Source organism: Streptomyces exfoliatus (genome assembly GCF_000725545.1).
GTDB lineage: Bacteria > Actinomycetota > Actinomycetes > Streptomycetales > Streptomycetaceae > Streptomyces > Streptomyces exfoliatus.
The window spans coordinates 58,427-79,019 of sequence record NZ_JNZP01000002.1 but is presented as its reverse complement, the minus strand read 5'-3'; the positions used below and the strand labels follow the sequence as shown (position 1 = coordinate 79,019).

Here is a 20,593-nt window from a genome sequence, read left to right as displayed (position 1 = left end):
CGCCCATGAACGCCAACGGAAACGGCGGGCCGCTCGACGGCGCCGTCATCGCGGTGGCCGGCGCGGCAGGACCCGCGGGCCGCGCGACGCTGCTGCGCCTCGCCGAGGCCGGTGCGACCGTGGTCGCGTCCGACGCCGACCCGACCCGCCTCGCGGAGGCCGTCGACGCCGCCCGCTACGCGCACGGCGGCGCCACCGTCATCGGCGACACGGTCGACCTGCTCGACCTGGACGCCACGCGCGACTGGGCCGCGAAGACCGAGAAGGAGTTCGGCCGGATCGACGGCCTCGTCCACCTGGTCGGCGGCTGGCGCGGCAGCGCCTCCTTCACCGAGACCGACCTCAAGGACTGGGACTTCCTGGAGAAGCTCCTGATCCGCACCGTCCAGCACACCTCGCTCGCCTTCCACGACGGGCTGCTGCGGGCCGACGGCCGGGGCCGTTACGCCCTGATCAGCCAGGTCGGCGCGCACAAGCCGCTGGCCAACAACGCCGCGTACAACGCCGGCAAGGCCGCCGCCGAGGCGTGGACCCTCGCCATGGCGGACTCCTTCCGCAAGCTGGGGGGCGACGACGGCCCGCAGGCGGCGGCTGCGATCCTGGTGATCAAGGCATTGGTGCACGACGGCATGCGCGCCGAGCGCCCCAACGCGAAGTTCGCGGGCTTCACCGACGTCACGGACCTTGCCGACGAGGTCGCCGGTCTGTGGGACAGGCCCGCCCAGGAAGTGAATGGACAGCGTCTGTGGCTGACCCCCAAGCCGTGACCGCGGCTCTCGGCCCCAGGACCGACGCGCGTCGTCACCACGACCCGTCGGTCCGGGGCTTCGCCAGCGACAACTACGCCGGCGCCCACCCCGAGGTCCTCGCGGCCCTCGCCCTCGCCAACGACGGCCACCAGGTCGCCTACGGCGAGGACCAGTACACCGAGCACCTCCAGCGGATCATGCACAGCCACTTCGGCCCCTCCGCCGAGGCCTTCCCGGTCTTCAACGGGACCGGGGCGAACGTGACCGCCCTCCAGGCGCTCACCGACCGCTGGGGCGCCGTCATCTGCGCCGAGTCCGCGCACATCAACGTGGACGAGGGCGGTGCGCCGGAGCGGATGGGCGGCCTCAAGCTGCTCACCGTGCCGACCCCGGACGGCAAGCTCACCCCCGAGCTGATCGACCGGCAGGCCTGGGGATGGGAGGACGAGCACCGGGCGATGCCGCAGGTCGTCTCGATCACCCAGAACACGGAGCTGGGCACCGTCTACACGGTCGAGGAGATCCGCGCGATCGTCGATCACGCCCACTCCAAGGGCATGAAGGTCCACCTCGACGGTGCCCGGATAGCCAACGCCGCCGCTTCGCTCGACGTGCCGATGCGCGCGTTCACCAACGCGGTGGGCGTCGACGTCATCTCGTACGGCGGCACGAAGAACGGCATGCTCTTCGGCGAGGCCGTGGTCGTGCTCAACCCCGACGCGGTCAGCCACATGAAGCACCTGCGCAAGCTGTCCATGCAGCTCGCGTCGAAGATGCGCTTCGTGTCGGTGCAGCTGGAGGCCCTCCTCGCGAAGGACCTGTGGCTGCGCAACGCCCGCCACGCCAACGCGATGGCCCAGCGCCTCGCGGCCGGCGTGCGGGAGGTCGACGGGGTGGAGATCCTCTACCCGGTGCAGGCCAACGCGGTCTTCGCGCGCCTGCCGCACGAGGTGAGCAGGCGACTGCAGGAACGCTTCCGCTTCTACTTCTGGGACGAGGCCGCCGGCGATGTCCGCTGGATGTGCGCCTTCGACACCACGGAGGACGACGTGGACGCCTTCCTCCAGGCCCTGAAGGAAGAACTGGCTCGCTAGCACGTGCCGCACGAAGGAACGGCCGGACGGAAGTCATCGACTCCCGTCCGGCCGTTCTCGTCTTCGTCTTCTTATGGAGCCCGTTACGGGTCTTCTCATGGAGCCCGGTACGGCCGAAAGTCCAATGAAGTGAATTATCCAGTGCCCTACACTGGACCACATGACTCTCACGCTCACCGTCTCCGACGAGGTGCGCACCCTCGTACCCGGCTTCACCGCCCTGGTCGTCGAGGCGCACGGACTGGTCAACGGACCCAGCGACGCAGCGAGCTCGGCGCTCCTGGACGAGGCCGCGCGCCGGCTCGCCGAGCGCCTCGACGGCCGCACTCCGGACCAGGACCCGCACATCGCCGCCTGGCGCGCCGCGTACACCGCGTTCGGCGCCAAGCCCTCCCGTACCCGCAACTCCGCCGAGGCGCTCGCCAGGCGGGCGCTTGCGGACGGCGGACTGCCCCGCGTCAACCGGCTCGTCGACGCCTACAACGCGGTCAGCGTCGTTCATCTCATCCCGGTCGGCGGCGAGGACCTGGGACGGATCCGGGGCGGCATGAGCCTGATCAGGGCCACCGGCGAGGAGCCCTTCGTCACCATGGCGGGCGGCGTGGAGACGGTGGAGCACCCCGAGCCCGGGGAGATCGTCTGGTGCGACGAGGAGGGGGTCACCTGCCGGCGGTGGAACTGGCGCCAGGGCCCTCGCACCCGCATCGACGACGACACCGTCGACGCGGTCTTCCTCCTCGAGTCGCTCGCCCCCATGACCAGGGACGAGCTGCTCGCGGCGGGCGGCGAGCTCGCCGAGTCGCTGGAGAAGCTCAGCCCCGGGTCCCGGATCACGATCCGGGACCCGCGATAGCGCTGTCCGTCAGCCGGCTTCCTTGACCTGGGCCGGGGTCGGAGCCGTACCGCCGAGGTGCGCGGGCACCCACCACGTGTCGCTCGCGTCCTTGGGGCGGACCGGGTAGGCGCGCTGCGCGGCCTCCAGGAGCTCCTGGACGCGCTCGCGCAGCCGCCGCGTGATCGCGCCCGCGTACTGGTCGGAGGGGGCCTCCATGGGCTCGCCGACGCGGATCGTCACGGGGATGTGGCTGCGCTTGAAGTTCCGCGGACGCCCCTTCGTCCACACCCGCTGGGTGCCCCACAGTGCCATCGGGATCAGCGGGACGCCCGCCTCCTGCGCCAGTCGCGCCGCACCCGTCTTGAAGCTCTTGAGGGTGAAGGACTGGGAGATGGTCGCCTCGGGGAAGACGCCGATGATCTCGCCGGCCCGCAGCGACTCCAGCGCGTGCTGGTAGGCGTGCTCACCCTGCGAGCGGTCGACGGGGATGTGCTTCATGCCGCGCATGAGCGGCCCCGAGACCTTGTGCCGGAAGACGGAGTCCTTCGCCATGAAGCGCACGAGACGCTTCTGGGGCAGCGCCGCGAGACCCGTGAAGATGAAATCGAGGTAGCTGATGTGGTTGCTCACCAGCACAGCCCCTCCCGTCCGCGGGATGTTCTCGGAACCCTGGGTGTCGATCTTCAGGTCGAGCGCCTTGAACAGGGTGAGCGCGGCGCCGACGACCGGTCGATAGACGAGTTCTGCCATCGGAGAGGAACCTCTTCTTCGTGTGCCGGGGGAGGGGTCTCCCGGCGAAGTTACGCGGCCGTAGGTTTTCGGCTTTGGGCAGATCGTGCCCCATGTGGGGCGCCGTGACCAGTCCAGGCGGCTTCGTACAGGGAGATTCTCGTCACTCGCGGTGCCCGTGGCGGGAATCGAACGCTCCCGTGCGACGCTGCACCGGATGACATGCCGATATACCGACAGGCTGACAGACCGACCGCGAAGGGGGAACGCATGACCGAGGTGCTAGGGCCGGAGGCGCTCGGCGCCGAACTGGGGGAGCGGGCCACCCTCGTCCAGTTCTCCACCGCCTTCTGCCAGCCCTGCCGGGCCACCCGCCGCACCCTGGCCGAGGTGGCCGCGATGGTGCCCGGTGTGGGGCACGTGGAGATCGACGCCGAGGAGCGGCTCGACCTCGTACGCGCCCTGGGCGTCGAGCGCACCCCCACCGTCCTGGTCCTCGACCGGGCGGGCCGCGTCGTCCGCAGGGCCGCGGGGCAGCCCCGCAGGGCCGACGTCATCGCCGCCCTGGGGCGGGCCGTCTGACGCCGTGACACACCTCCCACATCCCGGTACGCACTTGACTGCACGCGGCAACGATCGTCACCCTTGCGGAGTGCCCCCAGAACTCCTTCTCTACGGCCGGACCCATGTGGACCTGGCCCGCAACGCGAGCGCGCGCTGTCCGGGCGTCTGACGATCCCCGGACCTCTCCCATGCCGCCCTCGCAGAAGGACAACTCCATGACGGCTTCGCCGGACCTCCGACCCGGTCCCGTTCCCACGATCGGCGCACCCCGACAGGCCTCTCCCGACCTGCTCCGTTCCGTCTTCCGCCGGCACGCGGCCGGTGTCGCGGTCGTCACCGCGCACGGCGAGCGTCCCGTCGGCTTCACCGCGACCTCGCTCAACTCCGTCGCCGCGGACCCGCCGCTGATCTCCTTCGGGGTGGGTACGACGTCCTCCAGCTGGCCCGTGCTCGCCGAGGCCGAACACATCGGCGTGCACATACTCGGCGAGCACCAGCAGCAGCTCGCGGCCACCTTCGCGCGCAGCGGCGCCGACCGCTTCGGCGAGGGGACCCGCTGGAGCGTGGGCCCCGAGGGGGTGCCCGTGCTCGACGGCGTCCTCGCGTGGCTGGTCTGCCGGGTGGTGGCCCGTGTTCCCGCCGGCGACCACCGGATCGTGATCGCGCAGGCGGTCGCGGGGGACCCTGACGGAGCGGGCCGGCCGCTCCTCTACCACCACGGGCGCTTCAACGCGCTGCGCGACTGAGAGTTCCCGTACGCGCCCCACCTCGCGCGTTGGCCAGATCACATTCCTGAGCGCTTGCTTACTGGTAACAAACTGGGTGTACTGACGAGTAATATTCGGGTCGGGGCGTCCGGCGCCCCGACCGGAAACCCGCCCTTCAGGCGCCTATGCTGCGAGCAACAAGGCAGCCCAGTTATGACGATGCAGTAGGAGAGCCGGCGTGAGCTTGAGGATCGTTGTCTGTGTGAAGTACGTGCCCGACGCGACCGGAGACCGCAAGTTCGCGGACGACCTCACGGTCGACCGTGACGACGTCGACGGCCTGCTTTCGGAGCTCGACGAGTACGCGGTCGAGCAGGCCCTGCAGATCGCCGAGGAAGCCGACGACGCCGAGGTCACCGTGCTCACGGTCGGCCCCGAGGACGCCAAGGACGCGCTGCGCAAGGCGCTCTCGATGGGCGCCGACAAGGCCGTCCACGTCGAGGACGACGACCTGCACGGCACCGACGTCATGGGCACCTCCCTGGTGCTCGCCAAGGCGATCGAGAAGACCGGCTACGACCTCGTCATCGCCGGTATGGCCTCCACCGACGGCACCATGGGTGTCCTCCCGGCGATCCTCGCCGAGCGTCTGGGCGTCCCGCAGGTCACCCTGCTCTCCGAGGTCAAGGTCGAGGACGGCACCGTCACCGGCCGCCGTGACGGCGACGCCGCCTCCGAGCAGCTGGAGGCCTCCCTCCCGGCCGTCGTGTCGGTGACCGACCAGTCGGGCGAGGCGCGCTACCCGTCCTTCAAGGGCATCATGGCCGCCAAGAAGAAGCCGGTGCAGTCCCTGGACCTCGAGGACCTCGACATCGAGGCCGAGGAAGTGGGTCTCGAGGGCGCCTGGACCGCGGTCGACTCGGCGGCGGAGCGTCCGGCCCGCACGGCCGGCACGATCGTCAAGGACGAGGGCGAGGGCGGCAAGCAGCTGGCCGAGTTCCTCGCGAGCCAGAAGTTCATCTAGGGCTCGCGCGAGCCTCACCGACCGCTGCCCCTTTCGTTCGCAGGAGATTGAAGTCCCATGGCTGAGATTCTCGTCTACGTCGACCACGTCGACGGAGCCGTCCGCAAGCCCACCCTGGAGCTGCTGACCCTCGCCCGCCGCCTCGGCGACCCGGTCGCCGTCGCGCTCGGCAACGGCGCCGCCGACACCGCCGCCGCGCTCGCCGAGCACGGCGCGGTGAAGGTCCTCACCGCCGACGCCGCCGAGTTCGCCGACTACCTCGTCGTCCCGAAGGTGGAGGCCCTGCAGGCCGCGTACGACGTCGTGTCCCCGGCCGCCGTGCTCGTCCCGTCCTCCGCCGAGGGCAAGGAGATCGCCGCCCGCCTGGCGGTCCGCATCGGCTCCGGCATCATCACCGACGCCATCGACCTGGAGGCCGGTGACGAGGGCCCGGTCGCGACGCAGTCCGCGTTCGCCGCCTCCTTCACCACCAAGTCCCGCGTCTCCAAGGGCACTCCGGTCATCACGGTCAAGCCGAACTCGGCCCCCGTCGAGGCCGCCCCGGCCGCCGGCACCGTCGAGGCGCTCGCCGTCTCCTTCTCGGAGAAGGCGCACGGCACCAAGGTCGTCTCCCGCACCCCGCGCGAGTCCACCGGCCGCCCCGAGCTGACCGAGGCCGCGATCGTGGTCTCCGGCGGCCGTGGCGTCAACGGCGCCGAGAACTTCGCGATCATCGAGGCGCTCGCCGACTCCCTCGGTGCGGCCGTCGGCGCCTCGCGCGCCGCCGTCGACGCCGGCTGGTACCCGCACTCCAACCAGGTCGGCCAGACCGGCAAGTCGGTCTCGCCGCAGCTGTACATCGCGTCCGGCATCTCCGGCGCGATCCAGCACCGCGCGGGCATGCAGACCTCGAAGACGATCGTCGCGATCAACAAGGACGCCGAGGCGCCGATCTTCGACCTCGTCGACTACGGCGTGGTGGGCGACCTCTTCGACGTCGTCCCGCAGCTGACCGACGAGGTCAAGGCCCGCAAGGGCTGACCTGCGGTTCTGTCGGGCCCGGGGGCCGCACGGTGACTCTCACCGTGCGGCCCCCGGCCGTTTCGGACAACCATTGACTCAGGTCCCGACGGCCTACTAACTTCGCCATACGGATTGTTGATTCCGTGCAGCGGAAAACAGGAGGATCTGGGATGGGTCAGCAGGAGAAGGTGTCGACGAGCCTCGCGGGCGCGGTCAGCGAGGGCATCAGCGCCTCCCTCGCATCGGTGGACGCCGAACTGGACCGCCGCTACCCGGGAGACCCCGGGACCCGTCAGCCCGTTCACACCGTCTACGTACCCGGCAACGTCTTCGAGGCCGGCACCATCCGCTCCTGGGGCGACCAGGCCCTCGCCGCCCTGGACGAGCACGCCCCCGACGCCGCCTCCTTCGCCGCCGTCCTCGGGCTCGCCGACGACCTCGCCGAGGACGTCTACGGCCGCGTGCGCGCCAAGCTGGAACGCGAGCCGATCGAGGACCTTCGTGTCGACTTCGAGGACGGCTACGCCGGCCAGGACGAGGACCAGGATGCCGCACGCGCCGCGCGGCTGATCTCGGAGGCCTACCGGGACGGTACCGCCGCCCCGTACATGGGCATCCGGATGAAGTGCATGGAGTCCGCCGTACGCGACCGGGGCATCCGCACCACCGACGTCTTCCTCACCGGCCTCCTGGAGAACGGCGGCCTCCCCGACGGCCTCGTCCTCACCCTCCCCAAGGTCACCTACCCCGAGCAGGTCTCCGCCTTCGTCCGTCTCCTGGAGGCTTTCGAGAAGGCCCACGGGCTCGACGCGGGCCGCCTCGGTTTCGAGATCCAGATCGAGACCAGCCAGTCCATCCTCGCCGCCGACGGCACCGCCGCCGTCGCCCGCATGATCGGCGCCGCCGAGGGCCGCGCCACCGGACTGCACTACGGCACCTTCGACTACAGCGCCTGCCTCGGCGTCTCCGCCGCCTACCAGGCCAGCGACCACCCCGCCGCCGACCACGCCAAGGCGATCATGCAGGTCGCCGCGGCCGGCACCGGCGTACGCGTCTCCGACGGCTCCACCAACGTCCTCCCGGTCGGCTCCACCGAGCACGTCCACGAGGCCTGGCGCCTGCACTACGGCCTCACCCGCCGCGCCCTCGCCCGCGCCTACTACCAGGGCTGGGACATGCACCCCGGCCACATCCCCACCCGGTACGCCGCCGTCTTCGCCTTCTACCGCGAGGGCTTCGAGGCCGCAGCCAAGCGCCTCTCCGCCTACGCCAACCACGCGGGCGGCGACGTCATGGACGAGCCCGCCACCGCGAAGGCCCTCAGCTCCTACCTGCTGCGCGGCATCGACTGCGGCGCCCTCGACACCGCCGAGGTCGACGCGCTCACCGGCATGAACCGCGCCGCCCTGGACCGCTTCGCCGCCCCGCGCCGAGGCGACCTCACCGCCTCCGCGGAGTAGTCGGAGGCTGATGGGCCTAGGGCCTGTCCTTCGGATCACGCAGGGCTCGCGGGGCCTGGCACGCGCGCTCGCCGCGTTGTCGTCGGTCCCCGACGCTCCGCGTGGCCTCCCTCCTCCGCCTTGCGATCACGCGCACCAGGCCCCGCTCCCTGATCCGGCCTGATCCCAAAGACAGGGCCCTAGTCGGCCTGCGGCGGGATCTCGCCCGAACCCCGGGCGAGGAGCGTCGTGCCGAGGACCACCCGCTCCGGCGCCTCGTCGGCCCCGTCGAGGCGCCGGAACAGCCGCTCCGCTGCCGTACGCCCGAGTGCGGCGGCGTCCTGGGCGATGACCGTGACGCCGAGCAGATCGGCCAGTTCGATGTCGTCGAAGCCGACCAGGGCGACCGGCCGTGGGTGCGCGGCGAGGGCCCGGACCACGGTGACGAGCACCCGGTTGTTCCCCGCGAACAGCGCCGTCACCGGCTCCGGCGCGGCCAGCATCTCCCGTACGGCGGTGCGGACCCGCTCCGGGTCCGTCGATCCCGGCGAGACCCAGACGTCCCGGACCGGCAGCCCCGCGTCCTCCATCGCCGCCCGGTAGCCGCGCAGTCGTTCCGCCGCGGTGTGGATACGGGGGCGGTCGCCGATGAAGCCGATGCGGCGGTGTCCGTGGGCGATCAGATGGGCCACGCCGTCGCGGGCGCCGCCGAAGCTGTCGGTGAGGACCGCGTCGGCGTCGATGAGACCGGCGGGGCGGTCGACGAAGACGGTGGCGACGCCCGCCCTCATCTCGGGCTCCAGGTACCGGTGGTCGTCGCCGGAGGGAATGACGATCAGACCGTCGACCCGGCGCGCGCACAGCGCGAGAGCCAACTCCTGCTCCCGGTCGGGGTCCTCGGCGCTGGAGCCGTTGATGAGCAGAGCCCCGTGCGCTCGGGCGACCTCCTCCACGGCCCGGCTGAGCGGCCCGTAGAACGGGTCGGCGAGATCCTCGAGGACGAGGCCGACGGTCGCCGTCCTGCCCTTGCGCAGGACCCGCGCGCTGTCGTTGCGGCGGAAACCGAGGATCTCGATCGCCTCCTGGACCCGGCGCTCGGTGTCCGGGGTGACTCCCGGCTCGCCGTTGACGACCCGGGACACCGTCTTCAGGCCGACGCCCGCGCGCGCGGCGACGTCCTTCATGGTGGGCCGGTTGCCGTAGCGGGGCTCGGGGCGGCGGGCGGTGTCGGCCACGGTGCGGGGTTCCTCCGTCGGGAATCGGTGGGTGTAGGGCGAAGCATAGAACCTGGACAACGTTGTCATGGCAGGAGAGACTGTACGGACCGCGTTCCGCCGCAGCCGACTGGAGACTCCCCGCCCATGCAGACCGATTCCGCCCCGGGCTCCGCCGAGGATCTCGTCGTCGCCCTCGACATCGGTGGCACGAAGATCGCCGGCGCTCTGGTCGACGGCGACGGCCGCGTCCGGCTCCGCACCCGGCGGGCCACGCCCGCGCGTGAGGACGGCGAGACGGTGATGGGCGCGGTCGAGGACGTCATCGCCACGCTCGCGGCCTCGCCCCTGTGGGCGGCCGCGGGGGCCGTCGGCATCGGCAGCGCGGGCCCGGTCGACGCGCACCGGGGCACCGTGAGCCCCGTCAACGTGCCCGGCTGGCGCGACTACCCGCTCGTCGACCGGGTCCGCCGGGCGACGGGCGGCCGACCGGTCACCCTGGTCGGCGACGGCGTCGCCATGACCGCCGCCGAACACTGGCTCGGCGCCGCCAAGGGCCACGACAACGCCCTGTGCCTCGTGGTCTCCACCGGGGTCGGCGGCGGCCTCGTCCTCGGCGGCCGGCTCCACCCCGGCCCCACCGGCAATGCCGGCCACATCGGCCACATCGCCGTGGACATGGACGGCGAGCCCTGCGCCTGCGGCGCACGCGGCTGCGTCGAGCGGATCGCCAGCGGTCCGCACCTCGCCCGCCGCGCCCTGGAGAACGGCTGGCGACCGGGGCCCGACGGTGACACCACCGCCGCTGCCGTGGCCGCCGCCGCGCGGGCCGGGGACCCGGTGGCCGTCGCCTCGTTCGAACGGGCGGCACAGGCGCTCGCCGCGGGCATCGCCGCGACGGCGGCCCTCGTCGAGATCGACATCGCGGTCGTCGGCGGCGGCGTGGCGGGCGCCGGCGAGGTGCTCTTCGCCCCGCTCCGCCGCAGCCTCGCCTCCTACGCGACGCTCTCCTTCATCCGGCACCTGACCGTCGTCCCCGCCCTCACGGGCACCGACGCGGGCCTCCTCGGCGCGGCAGCGGCGGCCAGGAGCGCGGACGGCGGGGGATCGTGGACGGGCCGGACCTCCTGAACGAAGGCTTCTGACCGGCTCCGAGGCCGCCCGGACGTCCGACCGGGGGCAGTCCCGTCAGCTGCCCGTCATTCCCTCCGTACCCGCTCGGGCGTCCGCTGCTCCACGATCACCAGGAAGGTGTCGGACTCCAGGTCCATCACGACCCGGGCCGGCACCCCCTCGTCGCGCCGCGCGCCGGCGAACTCCTCGGCGGGCAGGCTGCCCCGCGGGCCACCGGCCGGGAAACGTTCGAGAACCGTACGACTCATCTCCGCACCCCCTCGTGCTTGCCGTTATCAACGACCCGCGCGCGGAAGCGTCACGCATATGCCGAGACATGCGTGGGTGGTTTTCGTGGCAGGGTGTTGCGGGCAAGCCACAGGGGGCCGTCGAAGAGGGGGAATCGTGATCGTCTGGGTCAACGGTACTTTCGGCGCGGGGAAGTCCAGCACCGCGCGCGAACTGATCGACCTGATCCCGCACAGCACGCTGTACGACCCCGAGCTCGTCGGGACGGCGATGGGCCGGCTCCTCCCCGCCAAGCGGCTCGCGGAGGTCGAGGACTACCAGGACCTGCCGATCTGGCGCCGCCTGGTCGTCGACACCGCCGCCGCCCTGCTCGCCGAGGTGGGCGGTGTGCTCGTGGTCCCCATGACGCTGCTCCGGCAGGCGTACCGGGACGAGATCTTCGGGGGGCTCGCCGCCCGCCGCATCGACGTACGCCATGTGCTCCTCGCTCCGGAGGAAACGATCCTGCGGCAGCGGATCGACGGCCGGACGGAGTACGGCGACCCCGAGGCCGACGCCCGCGTCCGGGAGTGGTGCCACGCGCACCTCGCGCCCTACCGCGCGGCCCTCGACTGGCTCGCCGCCGATGCCTACACCGTCGACACCTCAGCCCTCACCGCGGCCGAGGCCGCCCGGTCCGTCGCCGACGCCGTCCAGAAAGGGCTCGCCGCCCCCTGCGGCATCGTCCAGACCCCCGACCCGACCGGCGAGACCGTCGCCGCGGGCGTCCTGCTCTTCGACGACCAGGACCGCTTCCTCCTGGTCGACCCCACCTACAAGCCGGGCTGGGAGTTCCCCGGCGGCGTCGTCGAATCCGGCGAACCCCCGGCCCGCGCCGGAATGCGCGAGGTCGCCGAGGAGATAGGCATCGCGCTCGACGCCGTACCCCGTCTCCTGCTCGTCGACTGGGAACGCCCCCAGCCGCCGGGCCACGGCGGACTGCGCCTCCTCTTCGACGGCGGCCGGCTCGACGCCGCGGACATCGCCCGCCTCCGCCTCCCCGGCGCCGAACTGCGCGCCTGGCGCTTCGTCACCGAGGAGGAGGCGGCGGACCTCCTGCCGCCCGTCCGCTACCGCCGCCTCCGCTGGGCCCTGCGCGCCCGCGAACGCGGCACGGTGCTCAACCTGGAGGCGGGGGACCCGGTCGGCTGACGGGCCCCTCGGGCGTCAGAACCCGGTCACGCCTGCTTCGAGCGGGCGTAGTTGACGAGGAAGTGCGCCTCCGCCACCGACAGCCGCTCCAGCTCCTCGGGCGACACCGACTCGTTGGGCGCGTGGATCTGCGCCTCCGGCTCGCTCAGGCCGATCAGCAGGATCTCCGACTCGGGGTACAGCGAGGCCAGCGTGTTGCACAGCGGGATCGAACCGCCCATGCCCGCCGTCTGCATCTCCTGACCGGGGTACGCGATCCTCATCGCCTCCGCCATCGACGTGTAGGCCGGGCTCGACGTGTCCGCCTGGAACGGCTGACCCTGACCGACCTGCTCCAGGGACACCCGGGCGTCCCACGGGGTGTGCTTCTCGATGTGGGCGAAGAGCAGCTTCGTCGCCTTGGCCGCGTCCTGGCCCGGCGGCACCCGCAGGCTGATCTGGGCGCGGGCCGACTTCGGCACCGACGGGGTCGCACCGGCCACCGGGTGGCAGTCGATGCCGATGACCGTGACGGCCGGGCGGGCCCAGATCCGGTCGGCGACCGTGCCGGCGCCCGGCAGCGCCACGCCCGAGAGGACCTTGGCGTCCTTCCGGAAGTCCTCCTCCGGGTACTGCAGGCCCTCCCACACGTCGTCGCCCGGCAGCCCGTCGATGACGGTCGAGCCGTCCGGGCCGCGCAGCGAGTCGAGCACGCGGATCAGCGCGGCCAGCGCGTCAGGGGCGGCGCCGCCGAACTGACCGGAGTGCAGGTTGCCCTCCAGGGTGTCGATCTGGACCCGGATCATCGTCATGCCGCGCAGCGTCGCGGTCACCGTCGGCAGACCCACCCGGAAGTTGCCCGCGTCGCCGATCACGATCGCGTCGGAGACGAGCAGCTCGGGGTGCTGCTCGGCGTACCGCTCCAGACCACCGGTGCCCTGCTCCTCCGAACCCTCGACGATCACCTTGACCGTCACGGGCACCCCGCCGTTCGCCTTCAGGGCGCGCAGCGCGAGCAGGTGCAGCACGAAGCCGCCCTTGCAGTCGGCCGTGCCGCGCCCGTACCAGCGCCCGTCGCGCTCGGTCAGCTCGAACGGAGGGCTGAGCCAGGCGGACTCGTCCAGCTTCGGCTGCACGTCGTAATGGGCGTAGAGAAGGACGGTCGGCGCGCCGGCCGGGCCGGGCAGGATGCCGTACACGGCCTGCGAGCCGTCCGGGGTGTCGAGCAGCGCCACGTCCTGGAAGTCCTCGGCGCGCAGGGCGTCCGCCACCCAGTTCGCCGCCGCCTCGCACTCGCTCCGGGGCGCCACGGCCTCGTCCGCCACCGACTCGAAGGCCACCAGCTCGGCGAGCTCGGCCCTGGCCCTGGGCATCAGGGACCGGACGGTCTCGGCGATCGGATTCGCGGTCATGGGCACGCTCCTGATGGGTGCGACGTTACGACGTAAGGACGGCGTTCGGCGTATGTCGTGGTACGGCGAACGCATCGCCGATCCTACGGCGCGGTGCCCGGGCTACCGCGCCGTAGGATGCGTCAGGAGCAGACCACCGGTCGGATCAGGAGCAGAAGCACACGTGAGCAGCGAGCACGCAGAGAACGCCGGTCCGGAGAACACCGCGCCCGAAGGCGCGGCTCCTGAGGGCATCGGTGTGGACGAGGTTTCGGCGGTGGACGAGGGTCCGGAGACGGACAAGGCCGCAGCGGCGGAGGTGGGTTCCGCGGCGGACGTCTGGGACGTCGTGGTCGTCGGCGCCGGACCGGCCGGCGCGTCCGCGGCCTACGCGGCGGCCGTGGCGGGACGTCGGGTGCTGCTCCTGGAGAAGTCCGAACTGCCCCGGTACAAGACGTGTGGCGGCGGCATCATCGGCCCCTCCCGCGATTCGCTGCCGCCCGGCTTCGAACTGCCCCTCCAGGACCGGGTGCACGCCGTCACCTTCTCCCTGGACGGACGCTTCGCCCGCACCCGCCGCTCGCGCAAGATGCTCTTCGGGCTCATCAACCGCCCGGAGTTCGACGCGCAGCTCGTCGAGCACGCGCAGAAGGCGGGCGCCGAGCTGCGCACCGGCGCCACGGTGTCCCGGGTGGAGCAGCACGGCCCGGCGGTACCGGACCGGCGGACGGTCGCCGTGGTCCTCGCCGACGGCGAGACCGTGCTCGCCCGCTCGGTCGTCGGTGCCGACGGCAGTGCCAGCCGGATAGGCGCCCATGTGGGGGTGAAGCTCGGTCAGGTCGACCTCGGTCTCGAGGCCGAGATCCCCGTGCCGCCGTCCGTGGCCGAGGACTGGAAGGGCCGGGTCCTCATCGACTGGGGGCCGATGCCCGGCAGTTACGGCTGGGTCTTCCCCAAGGGCGACACGCTGACGGTCGGCGTCATCTCGGCGCGCGGCGAGGGCGCCGCCACCAAGCGGTACATGGAGGACTTCGTCGCCCGGCTCGGCCTGTCCGGCTTCGAGCCCACGATCTCCTCCGGCCACCTGACCCGCTGCCGCACCGACGACTCGCCGCTCTCCCGCGGCCGGGTGCTCGTCTGCGGTGACGCGGCCGGACTCCTGGAGCCGTGGACGCGCGAGGGCATCTCGTACGCGCTGCGCTCGGGCCGGCTCGCGGGGGAGTGGGCGGTACGGGTCGCCGAGGCGGGCGACGCGGTCGACGCGCGGCGCCAGGCGCTGAACTACGCCTTCGCCATCAAGGCGGGGCTCGGCGTGGAGATGGCGGTCGGGCGGAGGATGCTCGCGCTCTTCGAGCGGCGCCCGGGACTGCTGCACGCGACGATAACGGGACTTCGGCCGGCCTGGAACGCGTTCGCGGACATCACCCGTGGCTCGGCGACGCTGGGCGGCATGGTCCGCTCGAACGGCATGGCCCGACGGGCGCTGGAGCTACTGGACCGGCGCATGGACACCTCGTCGGGCGTCGGCCCCGCGGGCCGCGGTATCGGCCAGCGGGAGCGGTCGGCGCCGGAGGGCGGGGGCGAGGACGCCGCCGAGGCCGGTGGCGGGGACGCCGGTGGATCGGCCGAGGTTTCCGCGGTTGCCGAGGCACCGAAGGCGTCCGAGGCACCGAAGGCGCCCGAGGTGCCGGAAGCGTCCTGACGCCTCGGAGCGAGGCCTCGGAGCGAGGGTGAGCGAAGCGTGGACGGGCTCCGTCGCTCCGGCCGGTTCACGCGGCCGGGGTGGTGGGGCCCGTCGTCGTGACGAGGAAGACGGGGTGCTTGGGGGCGACGGCGCGCAGCTCGTCGTCGGAGGAGTCGGGCCCGACGCCGCCGAAGAAGACGCCGACCTCGGCCTTCCATCGCTTGAGGTAGGCGCGCAGCAGTGCGGGCTTGTCCTCGTCCGACACCTCGACGGCGGTGAAGTCCTGCACGTGCTTGCCGAGGATCAGCTGCCCGCCGCCGGCGGCCCGCATGTTGTGGGTCCACTGGACGTGGCCGCGCGGGGCCACGAGGTAGCGGACGCCGTCGACCGTCAGGAGGTTGACGGGGGTACGGCGCCACTCGCCGCTCTTGCGGCCGCGGACGGCCAGCACGCGGGACCCCCAGACGCTGATGCCGCGCCGGGTCATCCAGGCGACGGCGCGGTTGAAGACGTTCACCGTCAGCCAGCCGGGCTTCATGACGTGGGCGGAGGCGGGGGTGGGGCTGTTCGGGTCGGCGGGCTGACCGGACATGGGTTCCTCCTGCGGATGTGTGAGCACTGCTCTCGCTTGAGATCAGTGTGCACGGATCGCCGCCCACAATCAAGAGCACCGCTCTCACTTCGTATCGGCGATCTCGAAGTGGCACACTGCTCTCCATGACGACCGTCCGAGGAGCCCGCGCCCGCGCCCGCATCGAGATCACCGCCGCCATCAAGGACGAGGCCCGCACCCAGCTCGCCGCCGAAGGCGCCTCCAAGCTGTCCCTGCGGGCCGTCGCCCGCGAGCTCGGCATGGCGTCCTCCGCGCTCTACCGCTACTTCCCGAGCCGCGACGACCTGCTCACCGCCCTCATCATCGACGCCTACGACGCCATCGGCGCCGAGGCGGAGCAGGCCGCCGCCGACACCGCGGGGCTGCGCCCCCTGGACCGCTGGACCGCCGTCTGCCGCGCGGTCCGCGCCTGGGCCCTGACGCACCCGCACGAGTACGCCCTGATCTACGGCTCCCCGGTGCCCGGCTACACCGCGCCCCAGGACACCGTCGCCCCCGCCGCCCGCGTCGGACTCGTCCTCATCGAGACCGCCCGCCGCGCCCACGCCGGCGAAGGCATCGCCCTCCCCCCGCTCCCGGAGGCGCTGCGTCCCGAGGCGGCCCGCATGGCCGCCGACATCGCCCCGGACCTCCCCCCGGCTCTCGCCGTCGCACTCGTCGCAGCCTGGTCGCAGCTCTTCGGCCTCGTCTCCTTCGAGGTCTTCGGCCAGTTCCACCGCGTCGTCGAGGACCGCGACACCTTCTTCGCGACGGCCGCCCGCCGTCTGGGCCAGGACGTGGGCCTGCTGCCGCGCGGCTGAGCGGCCCGCCCCCGGCTCCGTCCCCGGCTTTCGCCTGCTCCGGCGGGAGTACCGGCGACCACCTCACAGGGCTGACGCCCGCGCAGGTGCGGTGCGGTGCGGTGCGGTCAGCGTGACCGGCATGGACCGGAAGCCGGCGGGCGGGGACGAGGAGGGCGGCGAAAAGCCGACCCCCGGGTCGAGGACGCCGCGCCGCAGTCCGTGGGGCAGGAGGGGTCAATGGGACCCCTGGGACTTCCGGGACCGAAAGAGCGGCGGGGCACAGCCGGACGGCGGCCACGGGCTGCCCTGGCTGTCCACGGTGCTGATCGCCGTACTCGTCATGGCGGGGAGCGGGATCGCCGCGCGGAACCAGCCCGGCCGTGAGACGCTCGACGCGCTCGCCCGGGCCCTCGGCCTTCTCTGGACGACCCGCGTCAGCCGGGCCATGGTGAAGCTGGGCGGGCCGGACCGCGCCCGACTCGTCGTCATGGCCTATGAGTCGGGCCTCGCTCAGCCCGGCTGGCTGGGCTGAGCGGGCGGCCCCTCAGGACCAGGTGATGCCCGAGGTCTCCCGCCACAGCCGGGCGAGGTCCTCGTCGCCGGTGAGGGTCACGGCACCGGCGGGCAGCCGGTTCCACAGGTACAGGTACAACCGGTCGGCGGGCCCGGAGAGTTCCGTGTCCGCGACGGCCGTCGCCCGGCCGTCCCGTTCCGTCCGGGGCGGCTCGGCCGACAGGCGTACGGTCCAGACGTCACCGGTGTCCGTCGCGCGGACCCGCAGGACGCGGGGCTCCGGGGTCCGCACCCGGCTGCGGTCCCGGCCGTGCATTCCACGCAGCAGTTCGTCGATGCCGTCGGCGGCGAACGCGGAGTCCACGGGACCGGGAGCCGTGAGCGCGGACTCGGCGTCCGCGCGGTGGACGGCCGTCTCGTGCGCCTGCCGCCGCGCCCAGAAGGCGAGGGGCGAAGGCGCCGGGAGGAAGGTCCAGCACTCCAGGTCCTCGGGCGCCGCGCGCAGGGCGGCGACGAGCCGGGCGTGCCCCTCGCGGTAGTGCGCGAGCAGTTCCTCGCCGTCGAGCGCCGGTTCGCCGGCGTCCGGCTGGTACGTGATGTGCCCCTCGGCCACGAAGGCAGCGGCCCAGCGGTGGACCATCGTCGTGTGCCGCAGCAGGTCCCTGACCCGCCACCCGGGACAGGTGGGCACTTCCGCGTCCGGCCCGGCCTCCGCCGCCGCGTCGCCCAGCGCCCGGCCGGCTGCTTCCAGCGCCTCGATGTGCTCCGTGATCTTCATCGTTCCCCCACCGGATCGGTTCATGGAGCCGCATTCTCGCAGCTGAGGCACCGTGACAACGAGGCAGACCGGGTACACCGGCAACTCAACTCACCTGAGTCGCACCGGCGTTCCGCGCCCAGTAACCCATGGCAGCCGCGCCGGCGGCGAGCGCGGCGACGGTGGTGAGCGCGATCGGCAGCGAGAACCAGTCGGCGAGGAACCCGATGCACGGCGGGCCGAGGAGCATGCCTCCGTAACCGAGCGTGGACGCCGTCGCCACGCCGCCGGGCCCCGCGACGGCCCCGGCGCGGGCCACGGCGACGGGGAAGATGTTGGCGAGACCGAGGCCGGTCACGGCGAAGCCGAGCAGCGCGCCCCAGACGCTCGGCGCGAGGGCGCCGAGCAGCATCCCGGCGGCGGCCGTGGCGCCGCCCAGGACCAGGGTGCGGGTCTGGCCGAGGCGTTCGAGCAGTGCGGTGCCGGACAGGCGTCCGAGGGTCATGGTCAGAGCGAAGACCGAGTACCCGGCGGCGGCCACCCCCGGGTGGGCGCCGAGGTCCTGCGTCAGGTGGAGGGCGCCCCAGTCGGCGAGTGCCCCTTCGCCGTACGCCGTGCAGAGGGCGATGACGCCGAACACGAGCACGGTACGGCGTGACGCGCCGCCGCCGCCCCGGGCGGGCGGCAGGGACTCGGGCGGCGGGGCGGGGGAGGGGTGGCGCAGGAGTGCGGGCCCGGCGACGGCCGTCAGGACGAGCCCGACACCGGTGAGGCCGAGGAGGTGAGAGGCGGGGGAGAGGCTTCCGGCGAGCAGCCCGCCGAGGCCGGCGCCGATCATGCCGCCGAGGCTGAAGGCCGCGTGGAAGCTCGGCATCACCGGCCGCCGGAGCGCGGTCACGAGATCCACGGCGGCGCTGTTCATGGCGACGTTGATCCCGCCGTACGCGGCGCCGAAGACGAGCAGGACGAGGCCGAGGGCGAGCGGGGACCGGGTGAGGGCCGGCAGGGCGACCGACAAGGACAGCAGAACGGCGGTGACCACGGTGACGGCGTGGGATCCGTACCGCCGGCAGAGCCGTCCGGTCAGCGTCATGGTGATCACGGCGCCGGCGGAGACGCCGAGGAGGGCGAGTCCGAGATCGCCTGCGGAGGCGCCGGTCTGCTGCTTGACGGCGGGGATCCGGACGACCCAGCCGGCGAAGAGGAAGCCGTCGAGGGCGAAGAAGAGGGTCAGGGCTGAGCGGAGGCGGGACAGGGAGTGGGTGGCGGTGTCTCCGCCGTGGCCCCCCGGTGCGGCCGTCCGTACTTTGTTTAGTAGCGGCACAAACTCAGGATAGGGGGCGCGGGCGAGGCAATCAAGCGAGCGACGAGGACCCGCACAGGCCCACGCGCAGGAGTGGGGGACGCGCAGGGACCGTGTTCGGGACGTAAAGCGTGATTTGTGGCGCGTAACGGGGGCCCGAAACTCCAGGGGACCAGAACGCGCCGTAAATCATGCAGTCCCGAACACGGTCCCGGAGCGGCCCCCACGGCTGAGCCACCGACCGGGAAAGGTCCACCGGGCCGGGACGGGCCCACCGAAGCCCACTGGCCCACCGAAGCCCACTGGCCCACCGAAGCCCACTGGCCCGAGGAAGCCCACCGGCCCGAGGCCCCCCAGCGGCCGAGGACGGCCAGGCCCAGGCCCGGAGACCGACCCACCCGCCCGATCATGGGAGACTCGCCACCATGAACGGCAAGGCGACGACGACCCGGACACGGCTGGACAGGGGGCGCAACGCGCTGGGCCCCGCACTGGAGCTGGTGCACACCGGCAGGGCTCCGACCCGGGCCGTCCTCACCGCCGAACTCGGCGTCACCCGGGCCACCGCCGGCGCGGTCGCCGCAGAGCTGGAGGCCCTCGGCCTGATCCGGGTCGACTCGAACCCCGGCGCCGCCGCGGGCTCCCAGGGCCGCCCCTCGCACCGCCTGGCGGTCGACGAGAAGGGCCCGGTCGCCCTGGCCGCCCAGGTCCATGCCGACGGCTTCCGCGCGGCCCTGGTCGGACTCGGCGGCACCATCGTCGCCACGGCCCCCGGCTGCGTCACGGTCTCCGCCGACCCCGCCCAGGTCCTCGGGGCGGTCGTCGACGCCGGAGCCGCCCTGCTCAGGGAGAGCGGCCGCCGGTGCGTCGGCGCCGGACTCGCGGCCCCCTCCGCCGTGGCGGAGCCGGAGGGCACCGCGCTCAACCCGCTGCACCTCGCCTGGCCCGCCGGGGCGCCGGTCCGGGAGATCTTCGCGGAACGGGTACGGGCCGCAGGCATCGAGGGCCCCGCCTTCACCGGCAACGACGTGAACCTCGCCGCCCTCGCCGAGCACCGCCACGGCGCGGGCCGCGGGGCCCGGGACCTGCTCTGCGTGGCCACCGGCCACCGGGGCGTCGGCGGCGCGCTCGTCCTCGACGGCCGCCTCCACACGGGCAGCGCGGGCCTGGCCCTGGAGGTCGGCCACCTCACCGTGAACCCGGAGGGCCGCCCCTGCCACTGCGGCGGCCGGGGCTGCCTGGACGTCGAGACCGACCCGCTCGCCTTCCTCACGGTCGCGGGCCGTACTCCAGGCCCCGAGGTGTCGCTGCTCCAGCAGTCGCGCGACCTGCTGCGCACGAGCCCCGACGACCCGGGCGTCCGCGTCGCCGTCGGGGAGCTGATCGATCGTCTGGGCCTGGGCCTGGCCGGTCTGGTGAACATCCTGAACCCGGACAGGATCATTCTCGGCGGGCTCCACCGGGAGCTCCTGGACGCCGACCCGGAGCGCCTCCGCGCGGTCGTGGCCGACCGCAGCCTGTGGGGCCGCAGCGGCGGGGTGCCGATCCTCCCGTGCACCCTGGACCACAACAGCCTCGTGGGCGCGGCCGAACTGGCCTGGCAGCCGGTACTGGACGACCCACTGGCGGCGCTGAGCCGCGACGCGGCCTGAAAGCAGGGG

At 72.9% G+C, this 20,593-nt stretch carries 21 protein-coding genes; 14 read left to right on the top strand and 7 right to left on the bottom strand.

Features of this window, described 5'->3' with window-relative positions; all coding sequences use genetic code 11:
- Positions 1-5 precede the first annotated feature (5 nt).
- The 3 genes from IO20_RS0103530 (at position 6) to IO20_RS0103520 (ending at position 2,696) form a co-directional block, all read left to right on the top strand.
- Positions 6-767 carry an SDR family oxidoreductase gene (locus tag IO20_RS0103530; RefSeq protein ID WP_030546238.1) on the top strand — a complete coding sequence of 254 codons (762 nt, stop codon included), beginning with the start codon at positions 6-8 and terminating at the stop codon, positions 765-767.
- Positions 764-1,843, top strand: coding sequence for a threonine aldolase family protein (locus tag IO20_RS0103525; RefSeq protein ID WP_030546239.1), 1,080 nt, complete (start codon positions 764-766; stop codon positions 1,841-1,843). Before IO20_RS0103530 ends, IO20_RS0103525 begins: the two co-directional genes overlap by 4 nt.
- 160 nt (positions 1,844-2,003) lie before the next feature.
- A complete protein-coding gene (locus tag IO20_RS0103520; protein WP_030546240.1) occupies positions 2,004-2,696 on the top strand; it encodes a B3/B4 domain-containing protein in 693 nt (230 codons plus the stop codon).
- Between the two features lie 9 nt (positions 2,697-2,705).
- Here the strand turns inward: IO20_RS0103520 and IO20_RS0103515 are convergent, their stop codons facing one another.
- Positions 2,706-3,428, bottom strand: a complete 723-nt coding sequence (locus IO20_RS0103515) for a lysophospholipid acyltransferase family protein (protein ID WP_030546242.1) — start codon at positions 3,426-3,428, stop codon at positions 2,706-2,708.
- Positions 3,429-3,677: 249 nt separating this feature from the next.
- Here IO20_RS0103515 and IO20_RS0103510 point away from each other — a divergent pair, with 249 nt between their 5' ends.
- The 5 genes from IO20_RS0103510 to IO20_RS0103490 all read left to right on the top strand — a co-directional run bounded on the left by IO20_RS0103510 (position 3,678) and on the right by IO20_RS0103490 (position 8,164).
- Entirely contained in the window at positions 3,678-3,989 is a 312-nt protein-coding gene (locus tag IO20_RS0103510; protein WP_030213208.1) for a TlpA family protein disulfide reductase, read from the top strand.
- Between the two features lie 197 nt (positions 3,990-4,186).
- Positions 4,187-4,717, top strand: coding sequence for a flavin reductase family protein (locus IO20_RS0103505; protein WP_030546244.1), 531 nt, complete (start codon positions 4,187-4,189; stop codon positions 4,715-4,717).
- 199 nt (positions 4,718-4,916) lie between these two features.
- A complete protein-coding gene (locus IO20_RS0103500) occupies positions 4,917-5,702 on the top strand; it encodes an electron transfer flavoprotein subunit beta/FixA family protein (RefSeq protein ID WP_030546246.1) in 786 nt (261 codons plus the stop codon).
- Positions 5,703-5,759: 57 nt separating this feature from the next.
- The gene (locus IO20_RS0103495; RefSeq protein ID WP_030546248.1) at positions 5,760-6,722 is read left to right on the top strand and encodes an electron transfer flavoprotein subunit alpha/FixB family protein; all 963 of its coding nucleotides are present in this window, start codon (positions 5,760-5,762) and stop codon (positions 6,720-6,722) included.
- Between the two features lie 152 nt (positions 6,723-6,874).
- A complete protein-coding gene (locus IO20_RS0103490) occupies positions 6,875-8,164 on the top strand; it encodes a DUF6986 family protein (RefSeq protein WP_030546250.1) in 1,290 nt (429 codons plus the stop codon).
- Between the two features lie 179 nt (positions 8,165-8,343).
- Here the strand turns inward: IO20_RS0103490 and IO20_RS0103485 are convergent, their stop codons facing one another.
- Positions 8,344-9,378, bottom strand: a complete 1,035-nt coding sequence (locus IO20_RS0103485) for a LacI family DNA-binding transcriptional regulator (RefSeq protein ID WP_030546252.1) — start codon at positions 9,376-9,378, stop codon at positions 8,344-8,346.
- Positions 9,379-9,504: 126 nt separating this feature from the next.
- Here IO20_RS0103485 and IO20_RS0103480 point away from each other — a divergent pair, with 126 nt between their 5' ends.
- Positions 9,505-10,488: an ROK family protein gene (locus IO20_RS0103480; RefSeq protein ID WP_030546254.1), complete on the top strand. Its 984-nt coding sequence runs from the start codon at positions 9,505-9,507 to the stop codon at positions 10,486-10,488.
- A 68-nt stretch (positions 10,489-10,556) separates the two neighbouring features.
- Here IO20_RS0103480 and IO20_RS0103475 read toward each other — a convergent pair whose 3' ends face one another.
- Entirely contained in the window at positions 10,557-10,739 is a 183-nt protein-coding gene (locus IO20_RS0103475) for a hypothetical protein (protein WP_030546256.1), read from the bottom strand.
- A gap of 136 nt (positions 10,740-10,875) precedes the next feature.
- Between IO20_RS0103475 and IO20_RS0103470 the strand changes: the two genes are divergently transcribed.
- Positions 10,876-11,910 (top strand): NUDIX hydrolase, encoded by a 1,035-nt coding sequence (locus IO20_RS0103470; RefSeq protein WP_030546258.1) that lies wholly within the window; start codon positions 10,876-10,878, stop codon positions 11,908-11,910.
- Positions 11,911-11,936: 26 nt separating this feature from the next.
- Here the strand turns inward: IO20_RS0103470 and IO20_RS0103465 are convergent, their stop codons facing one another.
- A complete protein-coding gene (locus tag IO20_RS0103465; protein ID WP_030546260.1) occupies positions 11,937-13,301 on the bottom strand; it encodes a dipeptidase in 1,365 nt (454 codons plus the stop codon).
- Between the two features lie 256 nt (positions 13,302-13,557).
- On the opposite strand from IO20_RS0103465, the gene IO20_RS36205 reads away from it, so the two are divergent.
- Positions 13,558-14,982, top strand: coding sequence for a geranylgeranyl reductase family protein (locus IO20_RS36205; protein ID WP_051874277.1), 1,425 nt, complete (start codon positions 13,558-13,560; stop codon positions 14,980-14,982).
- Between the two features lie 67 nt (positions 14,983-15,049).
- Here the strand turns inward: IO20_RS36205 and IO20_RS0103455 are convergent, their stop codons facing one another.
- Positions 15,050-15,556, bottom strand: coding sequence for a nitroreductase family deazaflavin-dependent oxidoreductase (locus tag IO20_RS0103455; RefSeq protein ID WP_051874256.1), 507 nt, complete (start codon positions 15,554-15,556; stop codon positions 15,050-15,052).
- A gap of 125 nt (positions 15,557-15,681) precedes the next feature.
- Here IO20_RS0103455 and IO20_RS0103450 point away from each other — a divergent pair, with 125 nt between their 5' ends.
- Positions 15,682-16,377, top strand: coding sequence for a TetR/AcrR family transcriptional regulator (locus IO20_RS0103450; protein WP_030546266.1), 696 nt, complete (start codon positions 15,682-15,684; stop codon positions 16,375-16,377).
- Between the two features lie 121 nt (positions 16,378-16,498).
- Complete coding sequence (locus IO20_RS42275) at positions 16,499-16,891, top strand: hypothetical protein (RefSeq protein ID WP_031126789.1); 393 nt, start codon at positions 16,499-16,501, stop codon at positions 16,889-16,891.
- 12 nt (positions 16,892-16,903) lie between these two features.
- Here IO20_RS42275 and IO20_RS0103440 read toward each other — a convergent pair whose 3' ends face one another.
- Positions 16,904-17,650: a maleylpyruvate isomerase family mycothiol-dependent enzyme gene (locus IO20_RS0103440; RefSeq protein WP_030546271.1), complete on the bottom strand. Its 747-nt coding sequence runs from the start codon at positions 17,648-17,650 to the stop codon at positions 16,904-16,906.
- Between the two features lie 85 nt (positions 17,651-17,735).
- Positions 17,736-18,953, bottom strand: coding sequence for an MFS transporter (locus IO20_RS0103435; RefSeq protein ID WP_030546273.1), 1,218 nt, complete (start codon positions 18,951-18,953; stop codon positions 17,736-17,738).
- Between the two features lie 404 nt (positions 18,954-19,357).
- On the opposite strand from IO20_RS0103435, the gene IO20_RS0103430 reads away from it, so the two are divergent.
- The gene (locus tag IO20_RS0103430) at positions 19,358-20,584 is read left to right on the top strand and encodes an ROK family protein (RefSeq protein WP_030546275.1); all 1,227 of its coding nucleotides are present in this window, start codon (positions 19,358-19,360) and stop codon (positions 20,582-20,584) included.
- Positions 20,585-20,593: the final 9 nt, after the last annotated feature.